The sequence below is a fragment of the Paenibacillus sp. YIM B09110 genome, assembly GCF_037167145.1.
Taxonomy (GTDB): Bacteria; Bacillota; Bacilli; order Paenibacillales; family Paenibacillaceae; genus Pristimantibacillus.
In genome coordinates this window covers 1-15,194 of record NZ_JBANSP010000011.1, presented here as the reverse complement: position 1 = coordinate 15,194, position 15,194 = coordinate 1, and the positions used below count along the sequence as shown (strand labels likewise).

Sequence of the window (15,194 nt, the reverse complement as noted above, 5' to 3'; positions counted from 1 at the left end):
TCGAGGAGGACATTTCACATGTCACAGGAACGTACAGGCGTTGCAACATTCAAGAGCAACCCAATTACACTTATCGGCCCGGAACTCAAAGTTGGAGACAAAGCTCCAGACTTCTCCATTAACAAAAACTTGGTGGAGAACGCATCGCTTGCCGACTACGCAGGCAAAGTTAAGCTAATCAGCGTTGTTCCTTCGATCGACACAGGCGTATGCGATGCACAGACGCGCCGCTTCAATGTTGAAGCAGCATCCCTGGGCGAGAACGTCGCTATTCTAACTGTAAGCGTAGACTTGCCATTCGCTCAATCGCGCTGGTGCGGCGCGTCCGGCGTTGACAAAGTTGTTCTGCTCTCCGATTACAAAGCGCACAGCTTCGGCGAAGCTTATGGCGTATACATTAAAGAGCTGGGTCTCGATATGCGTTCGATTTTCGTAATCGATGCGAACGATACGATCCAATATGTCGAGTACTTGCCTGAAATGACAGAGCACCCGAACTATGAGCAAGCGATTAGCGCTGTCAAAGCACTACTGTAAGGCCAAGCGATATTCATCCATAACGCAATAGGCGTTTGACCGCAAACAAAGCGAGTGAAGGACATCCTTCCTCGCTTTGTTTTTGTTTTTTAAGTAAAACATGTATGTTCGTTAGCTTGATACTTTGAACGCCGAAAGTTTTTTGTCCAGCGTCCGGTAGAGGTCTATAATAACCCTATAATTCGATCCGAGGTCGCCCAACGAGCCGCGCGATGCCGAATAGATGTCGACAGCCGAAGTAAGCGGATTAACGCTGATGACGGAAACGGTAATGTCCATCGTTCTGCCGAATGCTGTACGCTTCTCCAGTACGATCTCTCCTACAGATTGCACCTCATGTAATACCTTGTAGCCCTGCATCTTCTTAAGAGTCGATATAACTTCCTCCCAAGCCTTCTCCTTCGAGAGCTTGTAGAAATGAGATTTCAGCATTGGATCCTTGGCTCTGTCGCCTGTCTGTTCATGACTGCGCAGCAGCCCGATAAAGGTCCGCTTCAACAACAACGATCTCCCCCTCCGAAATCTATGTACATTACTCTCTATGATACCATGATTTGTCCCGAGCGTAAACGGCAGACGCCGTCATTGCGGCGTTAGCTTACGTTTCGCGGAGAATTCTAAGCCAAGAATAACGAGGCATCCCGTTATTCTTGGCTTAGAATTTAAGCGTAAACGGCAGTTGCCATGCTTGCCGGTACTAGCTCACGTTTCGTATGAAAAAAGAGCATTCACCGGATCTCTCCGGCAAAAGCTCCCTTTGGTTGAATAAGAAACCCGCCTATGCCGTCCGACTTACATGTTTCTGAACCCTGCTCTCGCAGGTGGGTGTCCGCAGAAACGCTTTTGAGATCCCCTTTCGAGGGCTTGTCAGCTGCGTTCCAATCTAGGTCTCCCGTGAAACAGCCATTGGTTCAAAACAACGAAAAGCCGAAACGAACATCGCAGGATGTATTGTTATTATAGACGTATGCGATGCAAAAGTAAACGCTGACAGGTTGTTATTTGTTGGAGTTGTCCGAATCATGCTTAATCAGATCGACTCGATCAAGTTCTGCCGCTTCCTCAGCCGCTTCTTCCTCAGCAAGCCTTGCTTTCTCGGCTTGATCTTGGAGCTTCTGGTAAATCAAGTTGAAGTTCCAATACGATAAGTACGCGATGATGCTCCCCATGAAGAACGGAATAAGAAACGTAAATCTCGTGCTGAAGTACAGGACAGCTCCGGCCATAATCGCCGTGGACAAGGAACGGAATGGTCTTCCGATCGTGATCAATACGGCGTTCTTCAGCAATTGAAACGTTTTCATATGATAATGAACGAGCATCGAGAAGAAGTTGAACAGCGATACGACGAGCAAAATAAGAAATGCGACGAAAATGTACGACAATAGGTTTAATTGTTCGCGGTACACGATAAAATCGACAATCATAATAGTGAACAGCAGCGTGTAAATAATACCGCCCAGCATACTCTGCTTGTAATTTTCCTTATAGCTGCGGAAATAGGTTTTGAACAAGGCAACATCCACTTCGCCCGTAACCCACTTGCGCGCGACGGCGAACATCGCTGCAGTAGCAGGGAACAACGTAAATGGCGCAACGACAGCCATGAAAATAAGCGTCATATACACTTGACTAAGCATTTCGGCTTCCGTACCCGTTCCAGCAATAAGGAGTGTCCAGGCAAAAAATACAAATGGTATTGAGCAGACCAACCACAATACATTAATTACCGCTAAACGCATAATCCATTCGGAGATTCGGTAAAATCCCCCCATTAGTCCTCTTGGTTCCATTTGATCTGCCTCCAGATAAGTCCATTCTTAAGAATGCAAGGTGAAACGGCTAACTCCGTCCTATAAAGCGACGTGAAGCAATGTTTCGCGAAATAAAAAACCAGGGAAACCCGAATGCCCGCCGGGCATAACGGACTTCCCCGGTTTCATTGACCGCGAAGCGCTGGCTGCCTTCGTCTTAGCGCAGCTCATAGCTTAGACACAATTAATTGTTGACGAAACCTTCGCTGCTGCTCTTCGGACGACGGCTGTCGCTGCGGCCTTCGCTGCTGCGCTTGCCGCCATAACCGCCGCTTCCGCCACGGCTCTCATAACCGCCGCGCGAGCTGCTGCTGCCGCTGCTGCTTCCAGCGCTGCTGCGTCTGTCATCGCGTCCGCGATAACCGCCGCCGCTGCTTCCGCCTGTACCACCGCTGCGGTTGCCGCCATAAGAGGAGGAGGAGCCGCTGCGATTGAATGGACGGCCGTTGGAGCGAACATCTGGTCTACGCTTCTTAGCGCGAAGCGGTTCTTCTGGCGTCAATTCGATATCGACGTTCTTCTTCTCGCCAGTCAGCAATTTAATTGCAGCTGCAAGCAGGTGAACCGAATCGTATTGCTCAAGAAGTTGGATCGAGATGGCTTTGTACTCATTGAAATCATCGTTGTTAATGATATCGAGCAAACGCTCCGCTGTTACGCGTTGCTTGCCTTCGATTGCTTCTGCAATGCTAGGAAGAGGCTTGCGGTTCATCTTCTGACGAGTGATTTTCTCGATGAAGTGAAGGTGATCCGTCTCGCGCGGCGTTACGAACGACCACGCTGTTCCTTCTTTGCCTGCGCGGCCTGTACGGCCGATACGGTGAACATAGCTCTCCGGATCTTGCGGAAGGTCAAAGTTGATTACATGCGTTACGCCGGATACGTCGAGACCGCGTGCCGCAACGTCAGTTGCAACAAGTACGTCAATGCTTCCGTCACGGAACTTACGCATAACACTGTCACGTTGGTTCTGCGACAAGTCGCCATGCAAGCCGTCAGCGGAATATCCACGCTTCTGAAGCGCTTCGCTAAGCTCATCTACCCGGCGTTTCGTACGGCCGAAGATGATGGCAAGCTCAGGCGATTCCATATCGAGCAGGCGGCTAAGCGCTTCGAACTTCTGACGCTCATGCACTTCAATGTAAGCTTGCTCGATCGATGGAGCCGTAATTTGTTTCGGGATTACCGAGACATGCTCCGGATTCTTCAGAAATTGTTGTGCTAGCTTCTGGATGTTAGCCGGCATTGTAGCCGAGAACAACATCGTATGACGCTCTTCCGGTACTTGCTTCAGGATCGACTGAATGTCTTCCATGAAGCCCATGTCCAGCATTTCGTCCGCTTCGTCCAAAATAACCGTTTGAACGTCTTCGAGACGAATCGTCTTGCGGTTGATATGGTCGAGCAAACGTCCTGGCGTACCGATAATGATTTGTGGCTTCTTCTTCAATGCACGGATTTGGCGACCGATTTCTTGACCACCGTAAATCGGCAATGAGCGAAGACCTTTGTATCGAGTCAACTTCCCGATCTCGTCAGCCACCTGAATAGCGAGTTCACGGGTTGGCGTCATTATTAATGCGACAATGCGTTCCTCGCTTGTCGGAATTTTGTTAATGAGCGGTATTCCGAATGCCGCTGTCTTCCCTGTTCCTGTTTGTGCCTGGCCGATAAGATCGGTTCCTGCCAGTGCGATAGGGATCGCTTTGTCTTGAATCGGGGTTGATTCCTCAAATCCAAGTTCAGTAATTGCTTGCAACACCTTAGGTTCCAAGCCAAATTCAGCAAATGTTTTCAAACTTTTCTCAAACTCCTTCTATCTACAGCCTACTTAAGAATATCCAAATCATTATAGCACAGAAACAATTGTGAATACCAGTAAACCAAATAAAGCCATACTACAAACGACAAAAAGCGGCTTGTCTAGTCTGTTTCACGGGAGGCGTCCTGACTTGAATCGTCAAAATTTGCAGCATCTATACAACGTACCAGTCATGACGTTAGGAGCCCTGCTCGTTGCAGCAGGCTTCAACTTATTCCTTATTCCGCATCAACTGCTAAGCGGCGGTTTATCTGGCATATCCATGATGATCGGCTACCTTACCGGAGGCAATATCGGCTTGTTATACTTCTTGCTCAATCTGCCCGTTTTGCTTTGGGGATGGTTCGCTGTCGGACACCGATTTATCATTTGGAGCATTTATATGGTCATTGCGTCTACCTTGTTCCTCCAAATTCTTCCTGTTGTCAAAATCGCCGAAGATATCGTGCTGGGCTCCGTATTCGGAGGCATTATCGTCGGATTCGGAAGCGGACTGGCGCTTCGTTACGGCGGATCGTCAGGCGGGTTCGACATTATCGCTTCGATCGTAACGAGAAGACGCGATTTCCCGGTCGGCATGATCATATTCATACTTAATAGCCTCGTCATTGCCATCCTGGTCCTATTTACGAAAAATTGGGATTTGGCCCTATACTCGCTCGTGTCCATCTATACGGCAGGCAAGATTGTCGACATCATCCACGTTCGCCATATTAAAGTTACCGCCTTTATTATTACGACGAAGACCGAGGAGCTTCTGGCGAGACTGCTTACCCATCCTCGCGGAATTACTATTATTAAGACGAAAGGAGCTTACTCTGCGGCTGAGCGCGATATGCTGATGACCGTCAGAACAAGGTACGAATTGTCTGATCTAAGCAAGACCATACGTTCCATCGACCCGCATGCTTTCATTAACATAGTGGAAACCGTAGGCGTAATCGGCGACTTCTCCAAGCCGAAGGATTAAGTATATACGCGAATATGGATTTTATGGAGTATCCCTATGTTTTTGAAAATGATCCTGCTATAATGTGTGTAACCCGTAGTTTAGGTTTCTTGCCATAGGATTTCCCCTATCTTTGAACAATCGATCGACGAAAGGGTGATGCTAAGGTGGATTTGGAAACGGTAAAACTGTCTCAAATTGTAGAGAAGCTTGCGCCTGAGCTTAGTCCTTTCCTCACTGAACGCGAAATGGACATCAGCATTGTGCTGCGGGACGGACTTGCTGTACTTGAGCCGTCAGACGCGATGGAAATCGTGCAACACAGTATTTGCGAGCATCAAAGAGAAGCTTTCCTGCAATGACAATACGGGATATACAGATTACCCATGCGCCTGTCGAGAACGCTCTCGGCAGGTTTTTTTGTCTTATTAGGAAAATAAATGATGACCCAGCCGCGGAATCTGCTTTATAATTTGGGTACAGAAGAGCTAACGGGGAGAGAACATAGTGGATATCATTCTATCAACTTTACTGCTGCTGTACAATTTGCTAACCGGCTCCGGCGAAGAAAGCATGGCGGCTAAGCAGCTCGCCGCCGTATACATAAACGCTGCCGCAGGTCAGACGATTATACAACCCGACTCTCCCGGTCTAAGCGGGATTCCCGGCGGAACAGGCGGCATCGCAGCCGTGAAACAAGATCCGCAGCCTGAGGCGCCGGCTATTAAGGGCATCTACGTGACCGCGCACAGCGCAGGCGGAGCGCGAATGGAGTCGCTGCTTAAGCTTGTCGACAGTACCGAGCTTAACAGCATGGTCATCGACATTAAGGACGATAACGGCTATATTACCTATCCGACAACAACCCCTGAGCTGCTCGAGGTTGGAACCCCGCAGCGGTTCATTGGCAATATCGGAAATTTAATGGCAAGCCTAAAGAAACATGAAATCTATCCGATTGCCCGGATCGTTGTATTCAAGGATACGGTGCTCGCCCGCAAGAAGCCAGAGCTGTCGTTCCTGCATCAGGACGGAACGATATGGAAAAATAATAAAGGCGAGAGCTTCGTGAATCCTTACCGCAAGGAAGTATGGGACTACAACGTTACGGTCGCCAAGGAAGCGGCCCGACTAGGCTTCAAGGAAATACAGTTCGATTATGTGCGTTTCCCTGAAGGCTTCGAGAAGAAGGCGGAGTCTCTCACCTTTACGAAGTCGGAGCTTAGCCGCGTTGACGCCGTCGCCGGCTTCGTCAAATACGCAAGAGAACAGCTCGAGCCGCTTGGCGTTCGCGTATCGGTCGATATCTTCGGCTATGCGGCTTCGGTATCGGCAGCGGAAGGAATCGGACAAGACTTTGTAAAAATATCGAATGACGTTCATGTCATCTCGCCGATGATCTACCCAAGCCATTACAGTACAGGATGGTTCAAGCAGAAGTATCCCGATCTAAGCCCATACGCCGTCATCAAGGGCGCTATGGAGGATACGCATAAGAAGCTTGAAGGCACAGCAGAGCTGAAGCCGATCATTCGGCCATGGATTCAGGACTTCACTGCTAGCTGGCTGGGCAAAGGCCAATTCATGAAATACGGCAAAGCAGAGGTCGAAGCGCAAATCAAGGCACTGCACGACTCGGGCGTTAACGAGTACCTGCTGTGGAATGCAGGCAACAAATATTCACCGAACGTCGATTACAAATGAACCAAACCAAAAAGGCTGCACTCTTCATCCGCCGGATGTTGAGTGCAGCCTTTTATGCTGTATGATCAAAGATCTTTATTGTGATAGACGAAGCGCCAGCTCGTACATGTCCATGTTGAACGGCTTCTTGGAATTGACGACAGTATCGATATCTGTCGTCACAAGCTCGCCGCGCACAACGCCGCATGCTTTGCCCGATATGCCTGCCATTAGCTGGCTAACGGCAAAGTCGCCTAAGCGGCTTGCAAGAATACGATCGACAGCGGTTGGCGTGCCGCCGCGTTGAATATGTCCAAGCACCGTAACGCGGGGCTCGATGCCGCAACAATCGGTAATTTTCTGCGACACGTCCTCCCCTTTGCCAGCGCCTTCCGCAACAACGATAATACTATGGCGTTTGCCTTTGGCAAAGTTTGTTTTCATACGATCCGCAACCTCGTTCAGATCGAACGGCACTTCAGGAACAAGAATCGTCTCCGCACCGCTTGCAAGGCCGGCGTGCAAAGCAATATCGCCGCAATGGCGTCCCATAACCTCGACAATCGATGAACGCTCATGCGAAGACATCGTATCGCGGATTTTGTTAATAGCATCGACAACGATGCTTACAGCTGTATCGAAACCGATCGTCATATCCGTGAACGGAATGTCATTATCGATCGTTCCCGGCAAGCCCATCGTCTTAATGCCGAGCTTGCTCAGCTTGTTCGCGCCTTGGTATGAGCCGTCTCCGCCGATAACGACAAGACCGTCAATTCCTCTTGCCCGAAGCACTTCAGCGCCGCGTTGCTGGCCTTCCGCTGTCATAAACTCCTTGCAGCGAGCCGTTTGTAGAATCGTGCCGCCGCGTTGAATAATATCGCCTACGCTGCGTAAATCCATTTGGCGCAAATCGTCGTTAAGCAACCCTTGGTAACCCCGTTGTACACCGTATACGTCTAGCCCATGGAACAACGCGCTCCGTACGACAGCACGGACAGCCGCGTTCATTCCTTGAGAATCTCCTCCACTTGTCAGTACAGCGATTGATTTGACTGCAGACATGTTTCATTCCTCCACTTTCACTGTGTAATTGTATTGGTTATAATATCAAGCTTGTTTTTTCCTAATCCAAATGCTGTTGACAAGGAAAAACAGGCGTGTAAGCGGACTGTTCTTCATTAGCCTGCGCGAGATGTCTCTCACCGGCGGCTGATGCCGCACCTTCGGATCCGATAAGTACAGCGCAAGCAGCCCTTCAATAATCAGGCGATGAAAGCGCGAAGCGGGCAGCCCCTTCACATCCTCGCGCGCTCTAGCAACAATCATGCTTAACCGATCAACGAGCAGACTATCATTATCATAATAGTTGCAAAAGTTTAGATCGCCGCCCTCTTGATCCTCTTCCTGATCAATCAGGTAATCAAGCAAAATATGCAGAGCGCAAACGTGCGGGAAATAACCGCTCTTAATCGCGGCAGCATCGACTGCGGACAACTTGTCCTCTGTCGCCGCCAGGAACAGCATGAACATCCCAAGCGTGGAGCCTGTAGCAGCGGCAAACTCATTCCACTTCAGGTCCGGGCAGTTGCTCGTCTGCTTCTCCCACCAACTCAGCAGCATCGGCTCACGTTCGTCCTTACGAATATGCTTATAGACTTGCAAGTCGCTATAAAGCGCAACAAGCTCGGTAACATAAGGCTCGACGCTCGAATAGGAAGGCAAGCTTGACGCCATTCGTTGGCAGGTTAGCACCAGATGATGCAGATAACCGCCGTCGTTGTTTTCTTTGCGATACTTGTAATAATCTTGAAGCGGCGCTGCGGGATTAACCGCATCCAGCATCGATTGATGAAGCTGACGGAAGTCGTCAGGATCAAGCGATGTGCTTCGGTCGCACAGATTGTCCAAATAATCGCTAATCGTCTGGAGTGATACAATTAGCGGAATCAAAATATGTCGATGCTCCAGACTTACGATTGCATATACGGCGCCGCCTTGGCAATGAAACTTTTTGCTGTCCATACTGCTGAGAGCCTGATTCCTAAGCTCCTCGTCCGGAATAGCCTCTGCGCGCGCGCGAAGCAGCTTCAGCTCCTTCTCAACGCCTGGCAGCACATATTTGTATACGCGATGCATGAGCTTTATCGGGCTCTGGGGCACGCGTCCGCTTGAAAGAGTCGTTACTCGCAAGATGGGATCCTCCTCGAACTCCATTTCATGAATGCCAACGTGATTCCATCTCTTGATTAATTCGGTACCATATATGCAATTCGTTAATCCGGCTTGCATATTCGGCAATTTCATAGTTCAGTTCGCAGCATTTATCAAAATCATGCTCCTCGAACAGCTCTGCCTGCTTCCCGTTAATCAATCGTTCGAATTCGATGACGCGATCCGGAATCGTTCCCCTTATCGACTCCCATTGCTCAATGATTTTCATTTGCTCGGATACTTCGTATTGCTCCCAATCCCTCTCAAGGATGGGAAGGCTAATGCGAAGCCGTTCGTTCCAATCAAATCGATACTCCCCCATTGTAAACCTCCACATCTAAATGTACCATTTCGATACACAATAATCCAGCTTCAAAAATCAAATTGGTCGGTTTCCAGAGCCATGCTATAATTAATGACGATTAAGCAATCGTATAGAGATGGAGTGAGACTTACACCAATGGAAACTTCCGGAACTTCCGAGGCTGATAGACCGGCAACCTCAGCCACAGCCCGCAAAGAAGTTTTTGCGCTGCGAACGTATACGTTTTTCTCTTATTCGACAGCCGCGATGATCGTGTCCTTCATACCGCTGTATTTTTTGGAGCGCGGTTACTCGGAGCAGCAGATCGGCATTATTTATGCGATCGGCCCGCTTATGTCGATCTTCGCCAACATTTTATTCGGCATGGCGAGCGACAAGCTGAGAACGATTAAGAAGCTGCTCATGCTGCTCCTGTTCGGCCAGCTCGTCATGATATCGATCCTGCTTCCGTTTGAACATTTTGCGGTCGTCTGCCTCGTTATGATGGGCTTTTATTTTTTTCAAACGCCAATTAACCCGCTGACAGACAGCCTGATCCTGTTATCCAGTCAATATACCGGCAAACCTTATGCTCTTATCCGTATATTCGGTTCACTTGGTTTTGCAGCAACTGCCTATTCACTCGGACTTATATTGAAGCATATCGGATCAAACTGGACGATGCCCCTCGCATTGTTGACGATTGCCATTACGCTTTGTCTTGTTTTTGGACTGAAGGACTACCAGGCGACTTCTCGCAAAATGGATTTTTCCGGTTTCTTCAAGCTGCTGCGGCAGCGGAATATCGTTATCTTCTTTCTGCTCGTCTTGGCGATCTCGATTCCTCACCGAATGAATGAGGGCTTCTTGGCCGTAACGATGAGGCACTTAGGGGCAAGCGACTCCTTAGTTGGCCTGTCATGGCTTATGTCCTCGCTAAGCGAAATTCCGGTTCTGTTCCTGCTCGGCAAATATGGTCATAAGTTCAAGGAGCTTCCGCTGCTTATGATTGCTTCGATAATGTATGCGGTCCGCTTATGGTTCGTAAGCGATATTCAAGACCCGAGATGGGCGCTTGCAGCTCAAGCGATGCACAGCATCACGTTCGGCATTTATTTCTCGACGGCGCTTCGCTACATTTCTAGAATTATCCCCGACGAATTCCGCGCCTCTGGCCAAGCGGTATATGCCGTCGTTTGGACGGGGCTTGCCGGCGCAATCAGCGGCTTCTTCGGAGGATTCATCTACGAGCAGTTCGGGAGGGAAAGCTTCTTCCGAATGGGCTCCATCATTGCGATGGTCGCAGCGATAGGCTTCTTTGCAAAGTATTATTATAGCGATGAGCGGTAATGGGTTAAAGACGTAATAAGAAAAAGCGGCTGAGCGAGGGAAAAGTCCCGCGTTCAGCCGCTTCTTTGTTATACCTTACAGATGTAACACGGTCATACCCTATTATAAGAAGCGTCGATCTTATAATTTAATGACGTTGGCCGCTTGAGCCCCGCGGTTACCCTCAGTAATGTCAAACTCGACCGCTTGACCTTCTTCAAGCGCCTTGAAACCTTCGCTTTGAATGGCGGAGTAATGTACGAATACATCTTCTCCATTGTCGACTTGGATAAAGCCGTAACCCTTCTCTGCATTAAACCATTTAACAGTACCTTTCAATTGAACAACCTCCTAAAGATGACCGCCGTTATTAACGGCGAGTAGAATCATTATAGCGGTAACTTTAGGTGATTGCAATTAAAGTGAAATCCGTATAAAATCGCTTTTTTTAGGTATAAAAGGAAGCTTGGAGGGCAATAATTGTACGTTGCCTCCGTTCGCCCGGGTAAAGGTTAACAGCTCATCTAATTGGGCGAATGGCTCCCAGTTCAGCGCTTGCAACGGATAGATGCGAATCTGGCCGCCCTTCATCGTAACACGCATTAACTCGGCAATCGCCTGCTTATGGAACTCAAGGCCGAATTGCTCCGCATATAGAAATAAGAAGTGGCTGCACAGCACGAGCGAAAATGTTCCGTCCGCGAAAGGCAGATTCGGAAGTTTGCCTGACACGTAGGAGGATTGTCCACTCGGGTCATTCACATCCGCTTCGAACTTTATTAAAGATGCCTCTCGTCCGGCACGATGGTTATCAAGCGAACCGTAATAGCTCCAATCGAACACTTCCGCGATTTTCGCAATCTTAGCGGTAGATGTGCCAATCTCTTCTCTGGCCTCTTCGACCCATCTCGTCACGTCGTTCCCATATCGCGGGTCAACCGCGTTAGCCTCATAACCTCTTGCTTTAGCCTCTGCCGTGAACGAGGAACCGCCTGCCGCAACATCCAATATTGGACCGCGAGCAAGGTCACTCTCCATCAGATCGAACATCCGGATATATTCCTCATATCCTCTGCAGGTCATAGCGACCCCAATCTGCTCATACTTTACTTGACTCATCTTGACACTCTCCTCGTCTCGTCTCTTCTCATCTCTTCATGCCTGAACTCATCTGCATGCCGATCGGCTAATCGCCGACACCGTATTATTGCTCAACGATGTTGCTTTATAGCTTGTGATTTGGCATGATGTTAACTATACCATAATTAACTATTCGAAGGTGGAAAATTTATGTTCAAAAAACACGAAATTTACAAAACAGACAAATACAATATGCTGACCGTCGAGGTTCAAGGCAAAACATTGATCGTCAGAGAGATTTCCGACCAATGGGGCGAGGACTGCCATACATTCGTCAGCCGCCCGGAAATGCTGCATTGGGCCGAGAACCGCTTCCGTCCATCCGACTTCGTCGGCAAAGAAGACGAGCTTGCCGCAATTATGGCAGCATTCAAAGAAGTGTAAGTTCAAGAATCGAACAGAGCAGGAAAAAATGTCCTATGCGGCGAACATAACGTTACAAGCGTCCGCATAGGTAACGATAGAGCACAAGCAAGCTTCGATTTGCGCATCGCATCATGATGCTTGCCGCTTGACTAGAGGAGGAGCAGCTTCGAGATGGATCCAACAGCTACTATTATTTTCATCATTGCTTCCTTTGTCCTTGGGGGCCTTGTTGTCTTGAAGAAGGATACATTGTCGCCTGGCATGCGCCGCGGCATGGCCATCTTCTCGATTATTTTCATTGCATTCGCTTTTTTCCTTATTGTGTATGCGTTCTATACAATGGGCTCTGCTTAATCTAAGCAGTTGTTACATATTCACTGGATTGCCAGGGCATGTTAATGGAAAACTGTGCCTGAGGTGATTAACGAGTGAAATGGCTCCCATTGCTTGTATCTTTATGCTTGTTACCCGGCAACGGAGCAGCTCACGCATATGCGAGCACGAAGCCAAACTCCGAAGCCAAACCGCAATCTACTTTTTCGATACCAAGGAGGAGTTCGATGAATCACGTACCGAAACGTTCCGAATCCGCGCCAGAAACAACATGGAAGCTGGAGGATCTCTTCGCGAATCAAGCAGCATGGGATAGCGAGCTCGCGGAAGTGAAGAGTTTGATTAAGAAAGCAGCCGCTTTCGAAGGCAAGCTTGCCGACCCTGCTCAGCTCAAAGCTTGCTTCGAGCTAGAGGATGAATTGTCGCTGCATGTTGAACGCCTGTACGTATACGCGAATATGAAGCATCACGAGGATACGGCAGAGCCTGTGTACCAAGCTCTCTCCGACAAATCGAAGAAGCTTAGCGTCGAAACCGGCGAAGCACTGTCCTACATTACACCTGAGGTGCTTGGCTTATCCGATAATGATCTTGAAGCGATGATTGGCAACGAGTCGCTTGCGAAGTTCCGTCATACGCTGGAAGAAATGCGCCGTCAGAAAGCGCATGTGCTATCGAAGAACGAGGAAGCGCTGCTTGCTCAAGTGGGCAACGTCAGCTCCGCTCCCGGCACGATCTTCGGCATGCTGAACAATGCGGACTTAAAGTTCCCTAAAGTGAAAAACGAGGACGGCGAAGAAGTCGAGCTGACGCATGGCCGTTACATACAGTTTCTCGAAAGCAAAAATCAAGAAGTCAGGCGTGATGCGTTCAAGGCGATGTACGATACGTACGGCAAGCTGAAAAACACGCTCGCTTCTACTTTGGGCGCTAACGTAACCAAAAATATTTTTTATGCCAAAGCGCGTAAATACGATTCTGCACTCGATATGTCTCTCTATGGCGACAACATCCCGCAGTCGGTCTATACGAATCTCATTGATACGATCCATAAGCATCTCCCGCTGATGCACCGCTATATGGACCTTCGCAAGAAGCTGTTAGGCCTTGAAGAGCTTCATATGTACGATCTGTTTGCTCCGCTCGTAGAGGAGTTCAAGATGGATATTACGTATGAGGAAGCGAAGAAAACGATCAAGGAAAGCTTGAAACCGCTGGGCGAGGATTACTTAAACGTGCTGCAAGACGGCTTCGATAACGGCTGGATCGACGTGTACGAGAACGAAGGCAAACGCAGCGGCGCTTACAGCTGGGGAGCTTTCGGCACGCATCCTTACGTACTGTTGAACCATAACGACAACTTGAACAGCATGTTCACGCTTACCCACGAGATGGGCCATGCGCTTCATTCCTATTACTCTGACAACAATCAGAACTACCGGGATGCGCAATATACGATCTTCCTTGCAGAGGTGGCGTCAACGCTGAACGAAGCGCTGCTGATGGACTATATGCTGAAGAAATCGACCGATCCGAAGGAAAAAATGTACCTGCTTACGTATTATGCGGATCAGTTCCGCACGACGGTGTTCCGCCAGACGATGTTCGCCGAGTTCGAAAAAATCGTTCACGAGCGCGTCGAGCAAGGCGAGTCGCTGACCCCGCAGGAGCTGAACAAAATCTATTACGACCTGAACGTCCACTATTACGGACCGGGAATGGTCATTGACAAAGATATCGAGATGGAATGGGCGCGAATTCCGCATTTCTACAACAGCTTCTATGTGTACAAATACGCGACGGGCTTCTCCGCGGCGACGAGCTTCTCGAAGCAAATTCTTGAAGAAGGCGCACCTGCCGTCGATCGTTACCTCGGCTTCCTGAAGAGCGGGGGCAGCGACTTCTCGATCAACATCTTGAAGAAGGCCGGCGTAGACATGTCGTCGCCAGAGCCGATCGAGCAAGCGATGAGCGTGTTCGAAGAGCTGATCGGACAGATGGAGCAGTTGACGAAGTAGTTTAATTTGGAAGGCTGAAGATGAATAGGGAAGATCCGCTAACCGTGACGGTTATGGATCTTCCCTTTTTTTGCGTAACGATTATGCCTTGCGTAATCGCAGGATGAATATAGACTAATAACGGCATATCGGGAAACTGAATTGGAGAGTTTACCTATTTCTAGACCGCTGAGGAGCCCTGCACCAGCCTTCCCGTCCCGCACACACACCAATCTATGAGCCTAGTCTCATCCCCAATTAGGCCAGTCTCACCGAATTGCCGCAACACGACCACCCTACCAGCGAGGAGTGAGTCAAACCTCATCCCTCGTGAAGCTGCGTTCACGGCAAGTGAGGTTTATCTCACTCCTCTGGCCTAGAGCTCCGATAAGGCGGCAGATAGTGAGATCCGGCTCACTATATAATGAGCTCCTTCACACACCAGCTTGCTGACGTAGGTAGCAGCTACGTTCAACAATAGCCAAGTTACTCTGGCACCATGCCCGACACGCATCGCCACCGAAGAGCCATGCACCAGCCTTCCCAATCCGCACACATCAATCTATGAGCCTAGCCTCATCCCCAATGAGGCCAGACTCACCGAATTTCCGCAGCACGACCACTCAAACAGCGATTAGTGAGGCAAACCTCATCCCTCGTGAAGCTGCGTTCACGGCAAGTGAGGTTTGCCTCACTCCTCTGGCCA

Annotated in this window: 16 protein-coding genes and 1 other RNA gene; 8 read left to right on the top strand and 9 right to left on the bottom strand. The window is 49.2% G+C overall.

All coding sequences use genetic code 11. The features are described 5' to 3' along the window. Positions 1–18: 18 nt before the first annotated feature. The gene (tpx, locus tag V8F51_RS17095) at positions 19–537 is read left to right on the top strand and encodes a thiol peroxidase (RefSeq protein ID WP_337101520.1); all 519 of its coding nucleotides are present in this window, start codon (positions 19–21) and stop codon (positions 535–537) included. A 111-nt stretch (positions 538–648) separates the two neighbouring features. On the opposite strand, the gene V8F51_RS17090 is transcribed toward tpx, so the two are convergent. The 4 genes from V8F51_RS17090 to V8F51_RS17075 form a co-directional block, all read right to left on the bottom strand. Continuing rightward, positions 649–1,038 carry a DUF1499 domain-containing protein gene (locus V8F51_RS17090; RefSeq protein WP_337101519.1) on the bottom strand — a complete coding sequence of 130 codons (390 nt, stop codon included), beginning with the start codon at positions 1,036–1,038 and terminating at the stop codon, positions 649–651. Between the two features lie 266 nt (positions 1,039–1,304). Next, a non-coding RNA gene (gene ssrS / locus V8F51_RS17085) (6S RNA) lies at positions 1,305–1,488 on the bottom strand. A gap of 47 nt (positions 1,489–1,535) precedes the next feature. Beyond that, on the bottom strand, positions 1,536–2,330 hold the full coding sequence (locus V8F51_RS17080) for a YesL family protein (protein WP_337101518.1): 795 nt from the start codon (positions 2,328–2,330) through the stop codon (positions 1,536–1,538). 205 nt (positions 2,331–2,535) lie between these two features. Further along, positions 2,536–4,149, bottom strand: coding sequence for a DEAD/DEAH box helicase (locus V8F51_RS17075; RefSeq protein WP_337101517.1), 1,614 nt, complete (start codon positions 4,147–4,149; stop codon positions 2,536–2,538). Between the two features lie 196 nt (positions 4,150–4,345). Here V8F51_RS17075 and V8F51_RS17070 point away from each other — a divergent pair, with 196 nt between their 5' ends. The 3 genes from V8F51_RS17070 to V8F51_RS17060 all read left to right on the top strand — a co-directional run bounded on the left by V8F51_RS17070 (position 4,346) and on the right by V8F51_RS17060 (position 6,826). Then, positions 4,346–5,143: a YitT family protein gene (locus V8F51_RS17070; protein ID WP_337101770.1), complete on the top strand. Its 798-nt coding sequence runs from the start codon at positions 4,346–4,348 to the stop codon at positions 5,141–5,143. A gap of 146 nt (positions 5,144–5,289) precedes the next feature. After that, the gene (locus tag V8F51_RS17065; protein WP_337101516.1) at positions 5,290–5,484 is read left to right on the top strand and encodes a hypothetical protein; all 195 of its coding nucleotides are present in this window, start codon (positions 5,290–5,292) and stop codon (positions 5,482–5,484) included. 145 nt (positions 5,485–5,629) lie between these two features. Further along, entirely contained in the window at positions 5,630–6,826 is a 1,197-nt protein-coding gene (locus V8F51_RS17060) for a putative glycoside hydrolase (protein ID WP_337101515.1), read from the top strand. Positions 6,827–6,901: 75 nt separating this feature from the next. Here the strand turns inward: V8F51_RS17060 and pfkA are convergent, their stop codons facing one another. Genes pfkA through V8F51_RS17045 form a run of 3 tightly spaced genes read right to left on the bottom strand, consistent with a single transcriptional unit; the run spans position 6,902 to position 9,341 of the window. Beyond that, positions 6,902–7,870, bottom strand: coding sequence for a 6-phosphofructokinase (gene pfkA / locus V8F51_RS17055; RefSeq protein WP_337101514.1), 969 nt, complete (start codon positions 7,868–7,870; stop codon positions 6,902–6,904). A gap of 45 nt (positions 7,871–7,915) precedes the next feature. Further along, positions 7,916–9,022, bottom strand: a complete 1,107-nt coding sequence (locus V8F51_RS17050; protein ID WP_442956446.1) for a tetraprenyl-beta-curcumene synthase family protein — start codon at positions 9,020–9,022, stop codon at positions 7,916–7,918. Between the two features lies 1 nt (position 9,023). Continuing rightward, complete coding sequence (locus V8F51_RS17045) at positions 9,024–9,341, bottom strand: hypothetical protein (RefSeq protein WP_337101513.1); 318 nt, start codon at positions 9,339–9,341, stop codon at positions 9,024–9,026. 138 nt (positions 9,342–9,479) lie between these two features. Between V8F51_RS17045 and V8F51_RS17040 the strand changes: the two genes are divergently transcribed. After that, entirely contained in the window at positions 9,480–10,673 is a 1,194-nt protein-coding gene (locus V8F51_RS17040; protein ID WP_337101512.1) for an MFS transporter, read from the top strand. Between the two features lie 120 nt (positions 10,674–10,793). Here V8F51_RS17040 and V8F51_RS17035 read toward each other — a convergent pair whose 3' ends face one another. Together V8F51_RS17035 and V8F51_RS17030 are read right to left on the bottom strand one after the other, a co-directional pair. Next, positions 10,794–10,991, bottom strand: coding sequence for a cold-shock protein (locus V8F51_RS17035; RefSeq protein WP_307202019.1), 198 nt, complete (start codon positions 10,989–10,991; stop codon positions 10,794–10,796). Between the two features lie 78 nt (positions 10,992–11,069). Further along, positions 11,070–11,771 carry a class I SAM-dependent methyltransferase gene (locus tag V8F51_RS17030; protein WP_337101511.1) on the bottom strand — a complete coding sequence of 234 codons (702 nt, stop codon included), beginning with the start codon at positions 11,769–11,771 and terminating at the stop codon, positions 11,070–11,072. 171 nt (positions 11,772–11,942) lie between these two features. Here V8F51_RS17030 and V8F51_RS17025 point away from each other — a divergent pair, with 171 nt between their 5' ends. The 3 genes from V8F51_RS17025 to pepF all read left to right on the top strand — a co-directional run bounded on the left by V8F51_RS17025 (position 11,943) and on the right by pepF (position 14,509). Further along, complete coding sequence (locus V8F51_RS17025) at positions 11,943–12,176, top strand: hypothetical protein (protein ID WP_307202023.1); 234 nt, start codon at positions 11,943–11,945, stop codon at positions 12,174–12,176. Positions 12,177–12,329: 153 nt separating this feature from the next. Next, complete coding sequence (locus V8F51_RS17020; RefSeq protein ID WP_337101509.1) at positions 12,330–12,512, top strand: hypothetical protein; 183 nt, start codon at positions 12,330–12,332, stop codon at positions 12,510–12,512. A gap of 206 nt (positions 12,513–12,718) precedes the next feature. Next, positions 12,719–14,509 (top strand): oligoendopeptidase F, encoded by a 1,791-nt coding sequence (pepF, locus tag V8F51_RS17015; RefSeq protein ID WP_337101508.1) that lies wholly within the window; start codon positions 12,719–12,721, stop codon positions 14,507–14,509. Positions 14,510–15,194 lie beyond the last annotated feature (685 nt).

Excerpts from the sequence above, each read along its gene's own strand:
- tpx (WP_337101520.1), top strand. The coding sequence starts at position 19 with ATGTCACAGGAACGTACAGGCGTTGCAACATTCAAGAGCAACCCAATT.
- V8F51_RS17050 (WP_442956446.1), bottom strand. The coding sequence starts at position 9,022 with ATGGAGTTCGAGGAGGATCCCATCTTGCGAGTAACGACTCTTTCAAGC.
- V8F51_RS17080 (WP_337101518.1), bottom strand. The coding sequence starts at position 2,330 with ATGGAACCAAGAGGACTAATGGGGGGATTTTACCGAATCTCCGAATGG.
- pepF (WP_337101508.1), top strand. The coding sequence starts at position 12,719 with ATGAATCACGTACCGAAACGTTCCGAATCCGCGCCAGAAACAACATGG.
- V8F51_RS17045 (WP_337101513.1), bottom strand. The coding sequence starts at position 9,341 with ATGGGGGAGTATCGATTTGATTGGAACGAACGGCTTCGCATTAGCCTT.
- V8F51_RS17070 (WP_337101770.1), top strand. The coding sequence starts at position 4,346 with ATGACGTTAGGAGCCCTGCTCGTTGCAGCAGGCTTCAACTTATTCCTT.
- V8F51_RS17040 (WP_337101512.1), top strand. The coding sequence starts at position 9,480 with ATGGAAACTTCCGGAACTTCCGAGGCTGATAGACCGGCAACCTCAGCC.
- V8F51_RS17030 (WP_337101511.1), bottom strand. The coding sequence starts at position 11,771 with ATGAGTCAAGTAAAGTATGAGCAGATTGGGGTCGCTATGACCTGCAGA.
- pfkA (WP_337101514.1), bottom strand. The coding sequence starts at position 7,870 with ATGTCTGCAGTCAAATCAATCGCTGTACTGACAAGTGGAGGAGATTCT.
- V8F51_RS17025 (WP_307202023.1), top strand. The coding sequence starts at position 11,943 with ATGTTCAAAAAACACGAAATTTACAAAACAGACAAATACAATATGCTG.
- V8F51_RS17020 (WP_337101509.1), top strand. The coding sequence starts at position 12,330 with ATGGATCCAACAGCTACTATTATTTTCATCATTGCTTCCTTTGTCCTT.